Below are 16,017 nucleotides of genomic sequence, written 5' to 3'. Positions count from 1 at the left end.
AGAGGAAAAATAATGACAGAATTAAGTAAAAAGCCCGTACGTGATTATGCAGAACATAATGCTTATTTCCCATCAGAGTACTCATTGAGTGTTTATACAAGTCCAGTTACACCTTTTGATGGATATAAGTTTAATAAGGCTTATTCTGGAGGAGAATTAAAGATTTTAATGATTGGATCAGATGAGCGCTATGTCCAAGTACAAAACGGGAAATTGTTTTCTACAGGTAATCATCCTGTAGAGACTTTGCTACCTATGATGCACATGGCTGCAGCGGGGTTCGACATTGATGTTGCTACTCTTTCTGGTAACTCCATCAAGTTAGAAATGTGGGCTATGCCAGAAGAAGACGAGGCTGTGATGGACTTTTACCATGATTACCTTGCTAAGTTTGAGAACCCTTTGAAGCTAAGTGAAATTTTACCTCAAGTAATGGCCGATAATTCTCCTTATGTGGCAGTTTTCTTCCCTGGTGGTCATGGAGCATTGCTAAATCTTCCTGAAAGTGAAGAAGTCAAAGACATTCTCAATTGGGCTATGACCAATGATAAGAAAGTAGTGACTCTTTGTCATGGACCTGCTGCATTGCTAGCTGCAACTCTTAATGACGGAGATTTTCTTTTTGATGGTTACGAAATGACTGTCTTTCCAGATAGTTTGGATGAAGGTGCTAATCAAGAAATTGGATATATGCCAGGACTATTGAAATGGCGTTTACAAGAAACACTGGAAGAAAATGGAGTAAAAGTTCTCAATGAAGATATTACAGGACAAGTTCATAAAGATCGTAATCTATTAACAGGAGATAGTCCACTTGCTGCTAATAATTTGGGGATTCTTGCTGCTAATGAGTTGTTAGAAATGGTGGATCAATAAAAAAATTTCATTACTAATAAAAAAATATTAGTGTTGTACAAAAACATGAAATTAATAGGATTTTTAATGGGTTTAACAGTTTGTTTTTAGAAGTGAATAGTTAGAATAGATAAATATTAATTTATATTCAAAGTTAATCAAACCTTTCTTGAAATAGGGAGGTTTGATTAATTTAAAATGAATAAATTCATATAGACGTAGATACGCCTTAGCTAAAAAAATCAATAATTTTTATTTTATAAATATTAGGGAGAAATTTTTATATAAAAAGATATGGTAAATAAACGGGGCTCTCAGAACAATAATGCTGGAAAAATAACATTTACACAAAAAGAATAACATTTTTATAATTCTTAAATTAAAGAAGTTCCTAATTATTATATATTAGGCATCGATATAAAATTATAAGTTAAAAATAGTGTTTGACAAATAGCTAATTTCTAGACAGAAGTATATTGAAAGATGTATGTGTTAAATTAGCATAGTTTTACATTCTCTATTTAGTGATTGAATTTTAGAAGATTTGTGAGATTTAATACAATATAAATACCCTCCCTTATATTAAAATCTGAAGGTAAAAAGTAAATAGTTGGGATTCTTAATTAGCGATATCAATTATATATATCTTAAAGTTCGATAAAGAAATTTACGTATAAGTATAGATGGAGAAAATTAAACTTTAATAAGAAGGTGTATTATGTGTATAAATATAAAAAAATTAAATTAAATATAGAGTTATTGACTGTTATAGTTATCAATTTATTAAGTTTGCAATTAAGTGCTTTTTTTATTTGGAAAAAATAATGAACTAACAATTAAAGGTGCACTAACTTATACGTTACCATTAATTATTATTTTTTTTAGTATTCGTATTTTGAGTGTAAAAATTGGTTATAAAAATTTAAAAAATACTCTAAAATCTTTTTTTAGGGATGGACGCTACTTAATTTTTTGATAATGGTAATTTTTTTCTAATAAATTTAGGTTCTATTTCTAGTGATAAATTAGATGGTTTTCAAATTAGAAATGTTTTCTTTTTCTTTTAACATGCTTTTTTGGTGTTTTTGAAGAATTACTATTTAGAGGAATTGTTTTAACACGTCTATCTAGTATTTATTCTCCTAGAGTAAGTGTAACAATATCGTCTATTTTTTTTTTGGTATAGTACATCTATTAAATTTGATAGATCAACCATGGTTAATTAAAGGAACGCTAACTCAAGTTTTTTATACGTTTTGTTTAGGTATGATTTTAGGAACAATTTATTCTAAGAGAAACAATATTTTTACAATTATATTATTACACGCTAGCTTCAATTTTTTTGGCTCATTTTCTCAAGTTTTTACATGCAATATTTCTTTGGTCAAACAAGATAGTTCTATGATTGAAATCCTTATACCTATAATATTGATAGTACCTTCTACAATACTTTCATTAAAGAAGATGCATTAACATAGTATTTGAGTACCTATTCTAATTTTACAAAAAATGATTTAATAAAATGATTTTTATATAAATAAATTTATCTGAGAATTACATCTATCTATATAATTAAAAAAAGCGAGTTCACAATTGTATGTTTAGTGAAGAAGATAAGCTTGAGATTATTCTAGGCATAATTTATATACACAATAAATAGGAATAAAAGTTCATACTTTTTTTTGTACTAATTATTATGGAATTAAAATTGGAGATGATGATATGTTTAAACTATATCTTAACTATTGGAAAAGAATTTTTGATTATAAAGGAACATCAGATGTGATTGAAATTTTTATTGCGTTAGCAGGTGATTTTTTAGTAATCATTTTTTTGAATATTCTAGGTATTGTCATTCCAATTAGCTGGGAAAATAGTTTAGTGAATTTTTTATATATTGTTAAATTAGCAATGATAGTTCCAGCAATATCATTGTTAGTACGAGTTCTAAATAAATATTAAATTAAGGATAAAAAATATACAAAATATTATTATACAGTGTTCAAATTCATTATACGTTTAACATTTTTAAGTAAAATTAAAAAGTTGCTATAGAAAAATTTTTATAGAATATTAATAGAGACACATCTTTTAATTTATTGATCTCTTTTGCTGAATAAATGTAAAGATTTCTTTATAGATTGTTTTTAATAACTCTTTATAATTATAGAAAATCAAAATATTTGTATAAATAAATAACATCCTATAAAATTTTATTGTAAATAAAAATTAGGAGGATATATAAAATGAAAAAAAGCAATACAAGATTCAGAACTTATTTTACAGACGATGAAGCGGGGACAAACATTTCTTGGGGATCAGTTTTTGCTGGAGTAATTACATTTCTATCTATTTTTATGACTCTTGGACTTATTGGATCAGCGATTGGGTTCGGTACTTTAAAACCGACATCAAGTAACCCTTTAGATGGAGTTGGGACTGGACTCATTATTTGGTCGATTATTACTATTGTGTTATCTCTGATGGCTGCAGGATTTGTATCTGGTGTAGCGGCTAAAAGAATTGGTTTATTGCACGGTTTCTTAACATGGGCAACAAGTATGATTGTAGTAATGCTTTTAGTGAGTTATACAGCTGTTAGTACATTTTCAGCAATCGGTTCCCTTTTAGGAAATGTTGCTTCTGGTGTAGGGGATAGTGTTGGGGCAGTTGCTTCTACTACTGGCGATGCGATCTCAAAAGGTTTTGATAAAGTAACTGATGAAATTGGCACGGTCAATACACAAGAACTACAAAATAATGTAAATAAATATTTAAAAGATACGGATGTTCCAGAACTTCAACCAGATTATTTAAAAGATCAAATGAGTGAAGCGACTGATAAAATCAAAGATGCTGGTAAAGAAATTATAAAAAATCCTGAAAATGCAGATAAGGTTTTTGATTCTACAGCGGATTCTTTACAAGACCAAGCGAAAAAAATTGGCGATTCCGTAGATAAAAACGCGATTGCGAATGCTGTAGCGAAAAATAGCGACTTATCTCAAGAAGAAGCTCAACAAGCAACAGATAATATTTACAATGAATTAAAAACAGCTAGTGATGAAGCGCAAAAACAAATTGACACTGCACGTACTAATTTAGATAAAGCTAAAGATGATTTGAAAGAATCAATCGATGAAGCAAGACAAGCGGCAGAGGATGCATCAAACACGACAGCTAAAGCATCTATTTGGGGATTTTTTGCAATGGTCGTTGGCTTAATTATTACTTCCCTATTTGGATTATTAGGAGCTAACTTAGTAAAAAATCCTGAAAGAGAGCATAAAATGTAAGAACATTAAAGTAATTTAAATGTTAATAATCAATGTAATGAATATTTTGAACTGTTTATAAAAAAAGTCTGAGAACATTATTGTTAATGCTTTTCAGACTTTTTTATTGCATGCAATTGTTATTATTTAATCGAATTTTATAATTTTTAAATCTTTAAAAAACGCTTCTGTACCGATATCAACGAACAATCCTATACTACCAGAAGCAGCCTCCCCAAGTTTCATGTTCTCTACAACCAAAGAAGGAGTTTCATTATTGTTTATATAAAATTCACCTCTAGATTCTTGAATTATGGCTTTTAAAGTAATCCATTCGTTAAGCATAATATCAGCTGAACCTTCATAATCCGCTATATTAAGATTTCTAAAATATTCAAAGGTATAGTTGGGGTATGAAAAATATTGTACTGCTCTATTCTTTCTTATAGGATCTTCGCTATGACCATTGGTAGGGCGTATATAAAAAGATTCAAATTTAGAATCATCATCATTTATCCTGAATGCAATACCGATAAAACCTCGAGCAAAGTTTGGAGCATTCGACAATAACCTACTTAACATTTTTACTTCAATTATACCATTATGAAAAGAAAAATTAGTTACTTTAGCGTAGGTATTTTCATCAAATTCCATTATTTTATTTGATTTTACAACTCTTAAAACAATATCTTTTTTTAAAGTAGTAAGTTTGGCATTTACATTTACTTGCTCAAAATCAAACATTTCTATATCCATGTTTTCACGCTCCCTAATTTTCTATAATATAAGGATAGCTTATTTTTTTTAGAATGAGAAGTAGGTACAAAAATGTAACTATATGTTAACTTGTGTTTTGTAAAATTCTCCCCACTCTCTCATAGATTCAATTACAGGTAATAATGTATTTCCTAGTTTAGTTAATTTATATTCGACATGGGGTGGATTTTTTTTAAAATCAATACGTTCAACAAGGCCATCTTTAATCATTGACTTTAAACTAGCTGTCAAAACTTTTTGTGAAATTCCACTCAATGATCTTTTTAACTCACTATTTCTTTTGGAACCAGTCATTAAATCCCGGATAATCAAGACCTTCCATTTACTATTAACTAGTTTAACTGTTGTTTCTACATCACAAATAGGTAATTGTGGATTTTTTTTCATAATTTTGTTCTCCGAATAGAATTTTTAATTTATCTATAGTATAAATTAAATTTATAGATAATTTCAACGGAAATATCTAATAAAATTTTATTAATAGACTTTCTATTTTAGCTAATATTGTGTGAAAAATTATAGATATATATTTTAAAACATAATCAGTTGCCTTGAAGTTAACTTCAAGGTTTATAATGATGAAAAATAGATAGTAGGGAGTTAGATAGATGAAAAAGACACTTTATTTAATGAGACATGGTCAAACATTGTTCAATCAACAAAAAAAAATTCAAGGATGGTGCGATTCTCCTTTAACAAAACAAGGAATTGAACAAGCTAAGATAGCTAAAGAATTTTTTGAAAAAAACGGTATTGTATTTGATGGTGCACACACTTCTACTCTTGAACGAGCTTCAGATACATTAGAATTAATTACAGAAATAAACTATGAGAGGCATAAAGGCTTAAAAGAATGGAATTTTGGCAGATTAGAAGCGGAGCATGAATATTTAAATCCACCATTACCTTATAGAGATTTTTTTGTACAATATGGTGGTGAAGAAGAAATAGAGTTTAGAAAAAGAGTAACAAAATGCTTAGTAAATATTATGCAGAAAGAACAAGGTAAAACTATTTTAGTAGTCTCACATGGAGCAGCTTGTAGGCAATTTATAAGAGAGTGGGCGCATTTAAGTGATATTACACCGCAAGCTCCTATTGGTAACTGTAGTATTATGAAATTTTGTTTTGAGAATGATCAGTTTTACTTAGAAGAGATTATTAATCATGATTTTTCACATTTAGAGTAAGGAGGTAAAGACAATAATGAATATAAAACAGGCAGCAGAAATGTTTAATTTAACAGTAGATACGTTAAGATATTATGAACGAGTGGGAATAATACCTCCTGTATCAAGAAACAGTAGTGGATATAGAGACTATAAAACTAAAGATTTAAATTGGGTTTATTTAGTAAAAAATCTTCGTAATGCAGGCTTATCTATAGAATCTTTGATTGAATTTTCAACTTTAGCACAACTTAGAGATAAACAAAATGTAGAAGATGCGCAGAAGCATATTTTAAAAGAACAGTTAGTAGAATTAGATAAAAAGCTAGAGGAAATGCAACAAACAAGAGAATTACTTGTGTACAAGATAGAAACATATGAGGATCATATTGCAAAATTTAAAGCTGGTGAATTGGATCCTGATAAAGTCGAAAAACTATGGGAACGAAAAAAATAAATTTTTTTCTTTTTATGTATTTAACTCTAAGATTTAGGATAGAACATGTAAAGAAATTAGAGGAGGAAAACAATATGCAAACAATTACTTTGAATAATGGTGTAGAAATGCCTCAATTGGGATTTGGTGTGTATCAAATTCCATTAGAAGAAACAGCTGAAGCAGTCTATCAAGCCATTAAAGCAGGATACCGTTTGATCGATACAGCTTCTATTTACGGAAATGAAAAAGAAACAGGTGAGGGAATCAAACGTGCCATCAATGAAGATCTGGTCACTAGAGATGAACTTTTTATTACCTCTAAATTGTTTATTCTTCAAGCATCAGAGGGCAAAGCTAAGGAAACGATTGAACATTCTCTTAAAGTAATGGGATTGGATTATCTTGATCTTTATCTTATTCATCAACCATATGGAGATATTTATGGTGCATGGCGGTCAATGGTTGCTACTCAAAAAGCAGGGAAATTGCGTGCAATAGGAATTTCAAATTTCAAGTCAGCTAAAATGATTGAGTTTGTTGGATTGAATGAAGTAAAACCTCAAATTAATCAAATTGAAGTGAATCCATGGAATCAGCGAATTGAAGATCAGGAATGGCACGAAAAATATGAAGTACAAATAGAAGCTTGGGCACCATTTGCAGAAGGCCGCCATGAACTATTCAAAAATCCAGTATTAGAAGAAATCGGTGAGCAATATGGCAAGTCAATTGGTCAAGTTGTGCTTCGCTGGCTAATGCAAAGAGGGATTGTAGCTTTAGCAAAATCAGTCCATCCTGAACGAATGGCTGAAAACATTGATATTTTTGATTTTGAGCTTTCAAAAGGAGACATTGAAAAGATAGCGAATTTAGACATGAAAGAATCTGCTTTCTTTGATCATGACGCACCACAGCAAGTGGAATGGTTTATGAATAGAATGCTAGACACTGAAATTAATGTGGATTAAAGGAGTTAAAAAGATAGGTCCATATGGTTACTTTAAAGTAACTAATTGCTAGCTTTAATAAAACCTTATAAAATTATTTTAGAAAGGAAGTGATTGTTATGAACAAATATAAAAATATAATTATCGGTTTTGGAAAGGGAGGGAAAACACTAGCAAAAGAAATTGCTATGCGTGGTGAAGAGGTATTGATGATTGAAGAATCTGAACTAATGTATGGAGGGACATGCATTAATGTAGGATGTATACCATCAAAATCTTTAATAATTAATGGAGAAAAACATGTAGATATGTCAACGGCACATTCAATAAAAAATAGTTTGACAAGTAAGCTGAGAGAAAAAAATTACAATAACCTTTTTGAGGAAGAGAATATAACTATTTTAAATGGAAAAGCTAAATTTTTATCAGATAAAATCATACAAATCACTAAGACAGATAATACGAAAATACAAGTTGAAGGTGAACGTATTTTTATTAATACGGGCTCAAAAGCTATCAAATTACCTATAGATGGGTTAAATAAAAGTAAAAATGTTTTAGATTCTACAACTGCTATGGAACAAGTAATAGCACCAGAAAAAATAGTTATTATAGGTGCTGGTTACATTGGGTTAGAATTTGCATCAATGTTTAATTCTTATGGAAGCAAAGTTAGTATTTTAGATGCTAGCTCTGAATTTTTACCTAGAGAAGATGAAGATATCTCAACATTAATATATAAAGATTTTTTAGATAAGGGAATTGATATTCGGTTAGGCGTATCTATAAACCATATCATAGATAAGGATAATTATACTGAAGTAATATATACTCAAGCTGGTAAAATAAAGAAAGTAGAAGTGTCTAAATTGCTTGTAGCTACAGGTAGAAAACCTAATACAGATACCTTAGGATTAGAAAACACAAATATAAAAACGGATAGTTATGGGGCTATTGTTGTAGATGAATTTTTAAAAACATCTGTGGAAAATATTTGGGCAATAGGCGATGTAAAAGGGGGCCTACAATTTACCTATATTTCTTTAGATGATTATAGAATAATAGTGGATTATCTTTATGGTGACAAAAAGAGAAATACTATGAATAGAGGTAATATACCGTACAGTGTATTTATAACACCACCTTTTTCAAGTGTTGGAATAAAAGAAAAAGAGTTAGAAAAAAGCAAAGTAAACTATAAAGTTTTTAGTTTACCTGTTAAAGCTATACCTAAAGCCCATATTATTGATCAGACAGTAGGAATTTTTAAAGTAATAATAGATGCAGAAACTGAAAAGATTTTGGGAGCTTCTTTATATGGTGCAGAATCTCATGAATTAATAAATCTTATTTCGTTGGCAATGGATTTTAATATGGACTATAAAGTATTACGTGATAGAGTGTATACCCACCCTACTATGTCGGAATCTTTAAATGATCTACTAAAATAAAAAATTGAAGTTCATTTGGGTCTGTAAAGAATTTTGTGTAAGTTCTATCTCCTTTAAATATAATCAGTCACGCGATTTTCAAAAAAGATGACAAATTGTGACAAAATCTGACCCCAATTTTGGACCTTCATGGTCCATTTTTTTGTGACATCCATCGTAATGAGATACAGCATTTTTAACAGCGACTCCTCTGATGGAAAGACACTTTTTGACTTTGTTGGCTTGCGAAGCTGCCGGTGAAACCCTTCAATCACATTCGTTGTGTAAATGATGCGGCGTAATTCTGCAGGATACTTGAAAAAGGTCGCTAATTCCGTCCAATTGTCCATCCAGCTTTTGGTGATAATTGGATATTTTTTGCCCCATTTTTCATCAAATTCACTGAGTGCTTCCAACGCTAATTCTTCTGTAGAAGCTTTATAGATAGGCTTTAAATCAGTCGTTATCGCTTTCAAGTCCTTATAGCCAACAAATCGAATACTGTTGCGAATTTGATGCACGATGCATTTTTGAACTTCTGTTTTCGGAAAAGTTGCTTGAATCGCGTCACTAAACCCTACTAGATTATCCGTACAGGCAATCAAAATATCCTGTACCCCGCGATTTTTCAATTCATTTAACACAAGCAGCCAGAATTTTGACGACTCGGTTTCACCAATCCAGATACCTAGAACATCCTTGTAGCCTTCAATCGTTACTCCCAAAACGACATAAGCCGCTTTTGATTGAATACGGCCTTCATGCCGCACTTTAAAATGAATCGCATCCATAAAAATAATGGGATAAAGTGCTTCTAACGGGCGGTTTTGCCATTCTTTTACCAAAGGTAAAATCTTATTGGTTACATTTGAAATCAAAGTAGGTGACACTTCAGCGCCATATAAATCAGCAAAATGATCCTGAATATCGCGCGTACTTAATCCTTTGGTATACATAGCAATTATTTGGTCTTCCAATCCAGATAAAGAGGTTTGATTTTTCTTTATGATCATTGGCTCAAATTCACCATTTCGATCACGAGGGACAGCGAGTGGGACTTCTCCATACTCTGAAGACCGCAGGGTCTTAGAACTAGTCCCATTGCGTCTATTCATTGTGTCTTTATTTTCTTTGGAATGCTTTTCATAACCTAAATGCGTGTCCAATTCTGCTTCCATAATTTCCTGAACCGCTTCGCCAAACAACTCTTTAAAGGCGTTTTTAATGTCATCTGTGGTCTCAATGTCGTATTGTTGAATCATTTCTTTGATTTGATCTTTTGAGAGCATACTCATTGGTTCGTTCCTCCAAGCTAATTTTGTTTATTCTACTATTTTGGAACTTACACAAAATATTGTACACCCTCGTTCATTTCTATAGTTATGAAATGAACTTCAATTTTTTAGATTTGTACAATCTAATTCTCTTTGACCCCATAATTTCATCTGTAAAACAATAGTTGCTAAATCTTTTCCCTTTTCAGACAAATAATAAGTAGACGAAGTAGTATTATTGAAAACTTCTTTTTCATTCTTAACAATCTCATTGTCTTCCAAAAGTTTTAGTTGTTGTTTGATCATTTTTGGAGAACTATTCGGAAGCAATCGGCAAATTTCTCCAAAGCGCATAGATCCTCCGTTTAGGGATTCTATTATTTGGGGAATCCACTTTTTTCCAAGTATATTAGATAAAGCCTCTACAGGGCATTTTTTTTCTACGTTTTTATCCACTATGTAACACTCCTTTTATGAATCATTAAAAATAAATCTGTAGATATCAGTTTCTTTATGAAAGTAATAATTGTTAAAAAGTGTATTAGCGTGTGCAAAAGTACAGTTATTTACATATATAAGATGCTCGATGAGTCTATTTCTTAATGCAGATTTGCTCATAAAAAAGTATTGTGCAATTTCTTCAAATGAATAAAACTTTTTTAATGCGTAAAACAATGCTTGGTCATTTGCCATTAACATGCTAGCACCGACATTAGCACGATATTCTTTTGGAAAATCTTCCATCAAGTAACCATTTTTCAAAAGAATATCAGAAAAAGTATGGGTTGCATTATTAATTTTAGGTATATCTATGTAGTAATGCATAACCTCATGCATTTTAGTGAAATTTTTTCGTTCTAACATTAATTCTTTGTTTGTTGTTATAATGACTTCATCGTCTACTTTAGAGATTGAACCAAGCATCCGTCTTTTAAGTTGTTTTTGAAACGTGTATTCAACAAATTCAACATCTTCAACTTCTTTTACATATTTTTCAATATCAAAGCATTTAACTTGTTCAATATTTTTGGAAGAATAGTAAGATACTTCTTTTATTAATTTGTTTGAAAAATTAAATGCTTCAAAATAGAGTTTTTTACTAATAAAATCCACCAACAACAGTCCAATCAATCTTTTTTGTTACGTTCCTTTTTTTCTTTTGCTTTTTTTATAAGAAAATCTTGAAAGTCGATTAATTCTTCTTCTAATTCTTCTATATCTTCTATGTCCATATCAGAAGTATTTAAACGAAAATGAGAAATGATATTTTTTCCAATTTTTTCCTTGTCGTTTAGATGTATTCTTTCCTCTGTTCTACCTAGTAAAAAATCGGTAGATACATCATATAAGGAAGCAATTTTTGATAGCATTTCCGAATCTGGTTCACGTGTTCCATATTCCCAGTTTGCATAGGTTCCTAAGTTATTTAAACCTAGTTGTTTTGCAACATATGTTTTTGTCCATTCTTTTTCTTCTCTTAAAAGCTGTAGTCTTTTTGCTAATGGTTGCACTGGTTTTACCTCCTCTTATAAGTACATTATAAACTTTTTGTGTACAAAATTGAGAAAGTTAAACAAAAAGTGTTGACAATTTATTTTAAAAGGTATATTCTTAACACGAGTTAAACAAAATGTTTAACTTTTCGGTTGAATAAACAAAAAAGCGTTCACGAGAAGAAAATGAATCTCCATTTCGTAAACGCCGTAAAATAAAACTTAGACACTTTTATTGTACGGTATTTGACGAGATAAAACAAGGGTGAAGTTTTCATTAAATGTTGTAAGTCTTGTTGAGGTGGTGCGTACCAGCCGTTGAATGGGACGCAAGGTGGCAGTAGTATCTTTAACTAGAGCCATATTGATGACAGATTAATGCAGAGCTGTCAGATTATTTTCAATAACCATGTCGTGAGACACGTTGGAGATAGTTGCTGAACTAGATTGAATAAAAAAATCTATGCAAGCTCAATAAAAGGAGGAGAGCTGTACACCGTATATTACAGTACTATCTAATGTGCCGTGATGTGATGTAATGTAAAAGTCACTAGCCATTGAAGATGATTCTATGTATTGTGATGAACGTAAGAATCTAAAATTGAAATACAATTAAAGTTGTTATTTTTAAGTGTGGAAAAGATTTTTTCTAAAAGAATATTCAATATTAACTTTAGTAAGCACAACTGTATTATTTTAGTTGTACTTTTTTATTTTAAATGAAAGAACAGAATTTGTTATTAAGTGAATAAGGAGGATAAAAATGAAAGAAGAGCTATTACTTTTTGTTGAGAAGTTTGTTGAACGTATGAAACGACAGAAAAAAGCTTTTTCTATTTCGGATATAGAAAAGAGCTATAACTTAGAACGTAAGAAGTTAGGTAAGAGTGCGGTTAAGTTAACAAACATGGAACGCTTAACAATTGAAAGTCGATTATTAAAAAATCAGATTTTACAACGAACATATAAAATGACAGGTTATCATAAACCTTGTCAAGTTGTGTTTTTTAGTTAATAAGAAGAATTGCATAAAGAGAGAAAGGCAGTCAAAGGTTGACTGTTTATTTTTGTATAAAAATTAGTGAAAGAAGGAAATTATTTTGGCAAATAGAATTCAAGAAATTGCATTAAGTGATAAAAATTTAGGAAGTAAAATTAAAGCTGTTTATAAAACAGAACGTGACATTTATGTAAATGGGGCACCTGTTCGTGGTCGTGTGTTCACCGCTTCAAGCGAAAAGCAACGTGATTTTGAGATTTTTGTTCCTCATTTACGAAATTCACAAATGTTGAATGGCCGTGAAGAAGTAAAATTAATTGAACCAGTGGCTCGAATCAATGTAAAACGGAATAACATTGGAAATAGTCGCTCAATTGACATGGTAGTTTATGCAAAACGTTTAGAAGTAGTTGGAGGTAATAAATAATGGGATTATCATTTGAAAATAACACGATTGACAATTTTGATGTAGTAGGAACATTTGGTAAGATGAATTTCTTAGAAGTAGTTGCAATTAATGAACGTGATGGTGAAGGAAATGTGACTGACGAAGTTCGTGAACAACGAGTAACGGTTTATTCTAGCAAATTAAATGACCAAGTAGAAATTGCGATTGATCCAGGCTATGACGTTAGTGGTATCAATTATGATGATGAAATCGAGTTGACTGGAAATGTAACGGCTCGTGGATGGCTTAATGCTTACAAAGGTTTTAATGACAATGTACAAACAGAACAAGCGTTTAAAGTCCGTGCAGTGGGTATTAAAAAAGTAGGAGCTGTTAAACCAGCGCAACCTACACTACAAAAAGAAAATAAGAATTAAGCAAATTAGCAAAAATAAATATTAGATTGAGGTAGATTTAATGAGTAAAAGGGAAGAATTAAAAAAAATAGGTGATGAGTTATATAAAGTTTTGGCACAAAACAACGTTACCTTTGAACAAGCAAAAGTAACGCTAAATTATCTTTCGATTAAATTAGATCATGAAATGCAACGAACAATGGTGTCTCTTAAGACGTTGTAAAATAGAGAATACTTTTTTCAGGAATGTAGTATTGAATATTGGAGCTGATAAATTCTAAAATTTTATCATCAATAATTGATTGGAATTTTTCAATTTTGAGTCTTTGGTTGTTGGCAAGAATAATTGTTACGGATTGCATGTCTATTTCACATGCTTTTTCAATTGTTTTTAGCATTATTATAGGACACCTCCTTTTGTTAATATTTTACCACTGAACCAGAAATTTCTGAAAAAAATAATTGGATGTGGGAATTGAAACGAAAGTAAATATCATATTCAGACGAATCGGTAGCACCGTTTAACAGCTAAAAAGGGCATTCTAACGAGTGCCCCTTTTTACTATTAATTTGTGTTAACAAGATTTGTTAATAGACATTAATAATAAAGAAAAGGAGAGGTTAAATGAAGCAAGAGAAACGTCTAGTTAGGAAAGAAAAAGAGTTGTTGAAAAGTTGCTGATTGAATCCAACAAATTGGTTAGTAGAAAGACGGTTGAAGAGTAGTGTGATTTTTCTTCATAAAGAAAGTGGTAATTTGAAGGAAATTTATTATTGAAAGGGGGTGGCGGAGAAGTAGTGTTAGACTTGGCGGAAAGAATGGATGTAAAACAAGAAAAATATAGGAGATTTTTAGAGAGAAAAATTAGAGTCTATCGTATGTGGCAAAGTTTTAGTTATTATAGTACATTGTATTTAAAACTTTATAACGAAACTAGTGAGTATCTTATCCAGTTTTTATTGTTAGATGATTTATTTTTTGAATGTGATGAAGCTGTTTTAAACTTGTTAGATAATTTTTTAGAACAATTAGTTAAAGCATATAATAATAAACTGCATGAAGATTTTGATAAGGGTGTTTTCTTTGAGGAATACACAAGTAAAGTGAATTGATTGTGAAATTTGAATGCTTTATAATGGCTTTAGAATAGACGTTAGAAGAGGTGAGAAAAATGGTGATGACAATGAATGAAATTAAAGAGCGTGTGAAACCTGTAGCAGAAAAACACAATGTACCAGTCGTTTATGTCTTTGGTTCTTATGCACGTAATGAAGCGAAAGAAACCAGTGATATTGATTTTGCTGTAGATATTACAGGACAATCGGAAGAAGCCTATTGGAATTTGTATGGAGATTTCTTTGAAGAATTAAAAGAAGCTGTAGCGCATGATATTGATTTAGTGGAGCTAGAAACTCTTGTTGATACACAAGATAAACCTGAAAGAAGAGAATTGTTAGCTACCATTTTAAAGGAAGGTGTAAAGGTATTTGAGAGATAGTACAGCAAAGGATTTACGTTTGTTAAGAGGAACGCTGATCTACATTGAAGATATAGAACAGACACTCAATCGTTTTGGAAGGGATTATGAAACCTTCTATCATGATAGAGTGTTTTTTAATGCAATCAGTATGTGTTTAATGCAAATTGGTGAATATACTGTTGGGAACAGTGGCTTTTCAGAAGAATTTAAAGAGAAAAATAGTGGTAAAGTTGATTGGAAAAGACTTAGGAATATGAGGAATATGTTTGCACATTCGTATAGCACAATGAATGAACGTCAGATTTTTCGAATGGCTACAGAATATATTCCAGTGTATAAAGAATTTTGTATGTATGCAGTTACTGAATTAAGAAAGAATAATAATTTATACTAAAGAGGTATAAATACAAGGCAGTTAGAGAAATAATTGCTAGAGAAAAAACAACATTTTTTATAGCTCACTTTAATAAAAATGATAAAAATACGAAAAAACTTTAATTATATAGTGACTTATGGTAGAATCTATAAAGATAAAATAGATTGGAGGAATTATTTTTATGGATTTAGGCTTGGATTTTGAAGTGAAGAAAGCAATAGTTACAGGAATCTCGTCGGGTTATACTAATTATTTGACACAAAAAAAAGTATTAGATGATGAACTAGTTATTAATTCAGCTTTTGCATGGATGAAATCAAATTATGTAGATTCTGCTTTAGCGAAAAATGCTCCTGAAAAATTAAAGTATGAAATCAAGAAGATTGGTTCTTGGAAGTATATTTCGTTTGAATTGTTAGTAGATGGGGCTAGTTTTAGATTTGTTTTGAAACCTCCAATGGCAATTGATTCATTAAAAAAAGATGATTATTATTTATCAGAAAATTCTCTTGTGAATAAACATTTTGTAGAATCTCCTGAGTTTAAAAAATTGTTCTCTATTAGCGAACAAGGAGTTTTAGATGAAAGCATCATGATACCTAAACAGATGACTCTGTTTAATGGAAATATTGAAGATAGATTTTATATTATTTCTTATGAAGTAAATAATATACAAGGAATAAAAAAGTAGAAATTT

25 protein-coding genes are annotated in these 16,017 nt (G+C 30.4%); 18 read left to right on the top strand and 7 right to left on the bottom strand.

Going from position 1 to position 16,017, the window contains the following annotated elements; all coding sequences use genetic code 11:
- Positions 1 to 12: 12 nt before the first annotated feature.
- The 5 genes from hchA to IGI63_RS07600 all read left to right on the top strand — a co-directional run bounded on the left by hchA (position 13) and on the right by IGI63_RS07600 (position 4,151).
- Positions 13 to 876 carry a glyoxalase III HchA gene (hchA, locus tag IGI63_RS07620; RefSeq protein ID WP_429975587.1) on the top strand — a complete coding sequence of 288 codons (864 nt, stop codon included), beginning with the start codon at positions 13 to 15 and terminating at the stop codon, positions 874 to 876.
- A 1,087-nt stretch (positions 877 to 1,963) separates the two neighbouring features.
- Positions 1,964 to 2,041, top strand: coding sequence for a hypothetical protein (locus tag IGI63_RS07615; RefSeq protein ID WP_429975989.1), 78 nt, complete (start codon positions 1,964 to 1,966; stop codon positions 2,039 to 2,041).
- Positions 2,017 to 2,328 (top strand): CPBP family glutamic-type intramembrane protease, encoded by a 312-nt coding sequence (locus IGI63_RS07610; RefSeq protein ID WP_429975988.1) that lies wholly within the window; start codon positions 2,017 to 2,019, stop codon positions 2,326 to 2,328. The genes IGI63_RS07615 and IGI63_RS07610 overlap by 25 nt, the downstream gene beginning before the upstream one ends.
- A 249-nt stretch (positions 2,329 to 2,577) precedes the next feature.
- Positions 2,578 to 2,817: a hypothetical protein gene (locus tag IGI63_RS07605; RefSeq protein WP_002394283.1), complete on the top strand. Its 240-nt coding sequence runs from the start codon at positions 2,578 to 2,580 to the stop codon at positions 2,815 to 2,817.
- A 284-nt stretch (positions 2,818 to 3,101) separates the two neighbouring features.
- Entirely contained in the window at positions 3,102 to 4,151 is a 1,050-nt protein-coding gene (locus tag IGI63_RS07600) for a hypothetical protein (RefSeq protein WP_429975586.1), read from the top strand.
- Between the two features lie 126 nt (positions 4,152 to 4,277).
- On the opposite strand, the gene IGI63_RS07595 is transcribed toward IGI63_RS07600, so the two are convergent.
- Together IGI63_RS07595 and IGI63_RS07590 are read right to left on the bottom strand one after the other, a co-directional pair.
- On the bottom strand, positions 4,278 to 4,886 hold the full coding sequence (locus IGI63_RS07595) for a hypothetical protein (protein WP_010816771.1): 609 nt from the start codon (positions 4,884 to 4,886) through the stop codon (positions 4,278 to 4,280).
- 78 nt (positions 4,887 to 4,964) lie between these two features.
- Positions 4,965 to 5,294, bottom strand: coding sequence for a winged helix-turn-helix transcriptional regulator (locus tag IGI63_RS07590; protein ID WP_002365236.1), 330 nt, complete (start codon positions 5,292 to 5,294; stop codon positions 4,965 to 4,967).
- A gap of 221 nt (positions 5,295 to 5,515) precedes the next feature.
- Here IGI63_RS07590 and IGI63_RS07585 point away from each other — a divergent pair, with 221 nt between their 5' ends.
- The 4 genes from IGI63_RS07585 (at position 5,516) to IGI63_RS07570 (ending at position 8,913) form a co-directional block, all read left to right on the top strand.
- Positions 5,516 to 6,097 (top strand): histidine phosphatase family protein, encoded by a 582-nt coding sequence (locus tag IGI63_RS07585; RefSeq protein WP_002380883.1) that lies wholly within the window; start codon positions 5,516 to 5,518, stop codon positions 6,095 to 6,097.
- 16 nt (positions 6,098 to 6,113) lie between these two features.
- Positions 6,114 to 6,533: a MerR family transcriptional regulator gene (locus tag IGI63_RS07580; RefSeq protein WP_002365234.1), complete on the top strand. Its 420-nt coding sequence runs from the start codon at positions 6,114 to 6,116 to the stop codon at positions 6,531 to 6,533.
- A gap of 14 nt (positions 6,534 to 6,547) precedes the next feature.
- Positions 6,548 to 7,483: an aldo/keto reductase gene (locus IGI63_RS07575; protein ID WP_171803825.1), complete on the top strand. Its 936-nt coding sequence runs from the start codon at positions 6,548 to 6,550 to the stop codon at positions 7,481 to 7,483.
- Positions 7,484 to 7,581: 98 nt separating this feature from the next.
- The gene (locus IGI63_RS07570) at positions 7,582 to 8,913 is read left to right on the top strand and encodes an FAD-dependent oxidoreductase (RefSeq protein WP_429975585.1); all 1,332 of its coding nucleotides are present in this window, start codon (positions 7,582 to 7,584) and stop codon (positions 8,911 to 8,913) included.
- A 53-nt stretch (positions 8,914 to 8,966) separates the two neighbouring features.
- Here the strand turns inward: IGI63_RS07570 and IGI63_RS07565 are convergent, their stop codons facing one another.
- The 4 genes from IGI63_RS07565 to IGI63_RS07550 form a co-directional block, all read right to left on the bottom strand.
- Positions 8,967 to 10,187, bottom strand: a complete 1,221-nt coding sequence (locus tag IGI63_RS07565) for an IS256 family transposase (protein ID WP_429975584.1) — start codon at positions 10,185 to 10,187, stop codon at positions 8,967 to 8,969.
- A 99-nt stretch (positions 10,188 to 10,286) separates the two neighbouring features.
- Positions 10,287 to 10,622 carry a winged helix-turn-helix transcriptional regulator gene (locus IGI63_RS07560; protein WP_002402309.1) on the bottom strand — a complete coding sequence of 112 codons (336 nt, stop codon included), beginning with the start codon at positions 10,620 to 10,622 and terminating at the stop codon, positions 10,287 to 10,289.
- 15 nt (positions 10,623 to 10,637) lie between these two features.
- Positions 10,638 to 11,297: an ImmA/IrrE family metallo-endopeptidase gene (locus IGI63_RS07555; RefSeq protein ID WP_429975583.1), complete on the bottom strand. Its 660-nt coding sequence runs from the start codon at positions 11,295 to 11,297 to the stop codon at positions 10,638 to 10,640.
- Positions 11,294 to 11,677, bottom strand: a complete 384-nt coding sequence (locus IGI63_RS07550; RefSeq protein WP_002394275.1) for a helix-turn-helix domain-containing protein — start codon at positions 11,675 to 11,677, stop codon at positions 11,294 to 11,296. The genes IGI63_RS07555 and IGI63_RS07550 overlap by 4 nt, the downstream gene beginning before the upstream one ends.
- Positions 11,678 to 12,422: 745 nt before the next feature.
- Here IGI63_RS07550 and IGI63_RS07545 point away from each other — a divergent pair.
- From IGI63_RS07545 to IGI63_RS07530, 4 genes are all read left to right on the top strand, one after another.
- The gene (locus tag IGI63_RS07545; RefSeq protein ID WP_010777935.1) at positions 12,423 to 12,674 is read left to right on the top strand and encodes a hypothetical protein; all 252 of its coding nucleotides are present in this window, start codon (positions 12,423 to 12,425) and stop codon (positions 12,672 to 12,674) included.
- 85 nt (positions 12,675 to 12,759) lie between these two features.
- Positions 12,760 to 13,086: a hypothetical protein gene (locus IGI63_RS07540; protein ID WP_010826740.1), complete on the top strand. Its 327-nt coding sequence runs from the start codon at positions 12,760 to 12,762 to the stop codon at positions 13,084 to 13,086.
- Positions 13,086 to 13,484: a DUF961 family protein gene (locus IGI63_RS07535; RefSeq protein WP_429975582.1), complete on the top strand. Its 399-nt coding sequence runs from the start codon at positions 13,086 to 13,088 to the stop codon at positions 13,482 to 13,484. Before IGI63_RS07540 ends, IGI63_RS07535 begins: the two co-directional genes overlap by 1 nt.
- A gap of 40 nt (positions 13,485 to 13,524) precedes the next feature.
- Complete coding sequence (locus tag IGI63_RS07530) at positions 13,525 to 13,686, top strand: hypothetical protein (RefSeq protein WP_002380875.1); 162 nt, start codon at positions 13,525 to 13,527, stop codon at positions 13,684 to 13,686.
- On the opposite strand, the gene IGI63_RS07525 is transcribed toward IGI63_RS07530, so the two are convergent.
- Positions 13,673 to 13,861 (bottom strand): hypothetical protein, encoded by a 189-nt coding sequence (locus IGI63_RS07525; protein ID WP_002371434.1) that lies wholly within the window; start codon positions 13,859 to 13,861, stop codon positions 13,673 to 13,675. The two genes, IGI63_RS07530 and IGI63_RS07525, sit on opposite strands and share 14 nt — an antisense overlap.
- 284 nt (positions 13,862 to 14,145) lie before the next feature.
- Here IGI63_RS07525 and IGI63_RS07520 point away from each other — a divergent pair, with 284 nt between their 5' ends.
- From IGI63_RS07520 to IGI63_RS07500, 5 genes are all read left to right on the top strand, one after another.
- Positions 14,146 to 14,241: a DUF6906 family protein gene (locus IGI63_RS07520; RefSeq protein WP_373413213.1), complete on the top strand. Its 96-nt coding sequence runs from the start codon at positions 14,146 to 14,148 to the stop codon at positions 14,239 to 14,241.
- Between the two features lie 41 nt (positions 14,242 to 14,282).
- Entirely contained in the window at positions 14,283 to 14,576 is a 294-nt protein-coding gene (locus IGI63_RS07515) for a hypothetical protein (RefSeq protein ID WP_429975987.1), read from the top strand.
- Positions 14,577 to 14,635: 59 nt separating this feature from the next.
- Complete coding sequence (locus IGI63_RS07510) at positions 14,636 to 14,962, top strand: nucleotidyltransferase family protein (RefSeq protein ID WP_002394268.1); 327 nt, start codon at positions 14,636 to 14,638, stop codon at positions 14,960 to 14,962.
- On the top strand, positions 14,952 to 15,338 hold the full coding sequence (locus tag IGI63_RS07505) for a HepT-like ribonuclease domain-containing protein (protein ID WP_429975581.1): 387 nt from the start codon (positions 14,952 to 14,954) through the stop codon (positions 15,336 to 15,338). The genes IGI63_RS07510 and IGI63_RS07505 overlap by 11 nt, the downstream gene beginning before the upstream one ends.
- A 163-nt stretch (positions 15,339 to 15,501) precedes the next feature.
- The gene (locus tag IGI63_RS07500; protein ID WP_429975580.1) at positions 15,502 to 16,011 is read left to right on the top strand and encodes a hypothetical protein; all 510 of its coding nucleotides are present in this window, start codon (positions 15,502 to 15,504) and stop codon (positions 16,009 to 16,011) included.
- The last annotated feature ends 6 nt before the right edge of the window (positions 16,012 to 16,017 follow it).

The sequence above is a fragment of the Enterococcus sp. DIV0086 genome, from assembly GCF_050498705.1.
GTDB lineage: Bacteria > Bacillota > Bacilli > Lactobacillales > Enterococcaceae > Enterococcus > Enterococcus faecalis.
Note: the sequence above shows the minus strand (reverse complement) of the source record. Positions and strands in the feature narration are given on the sequence as shown.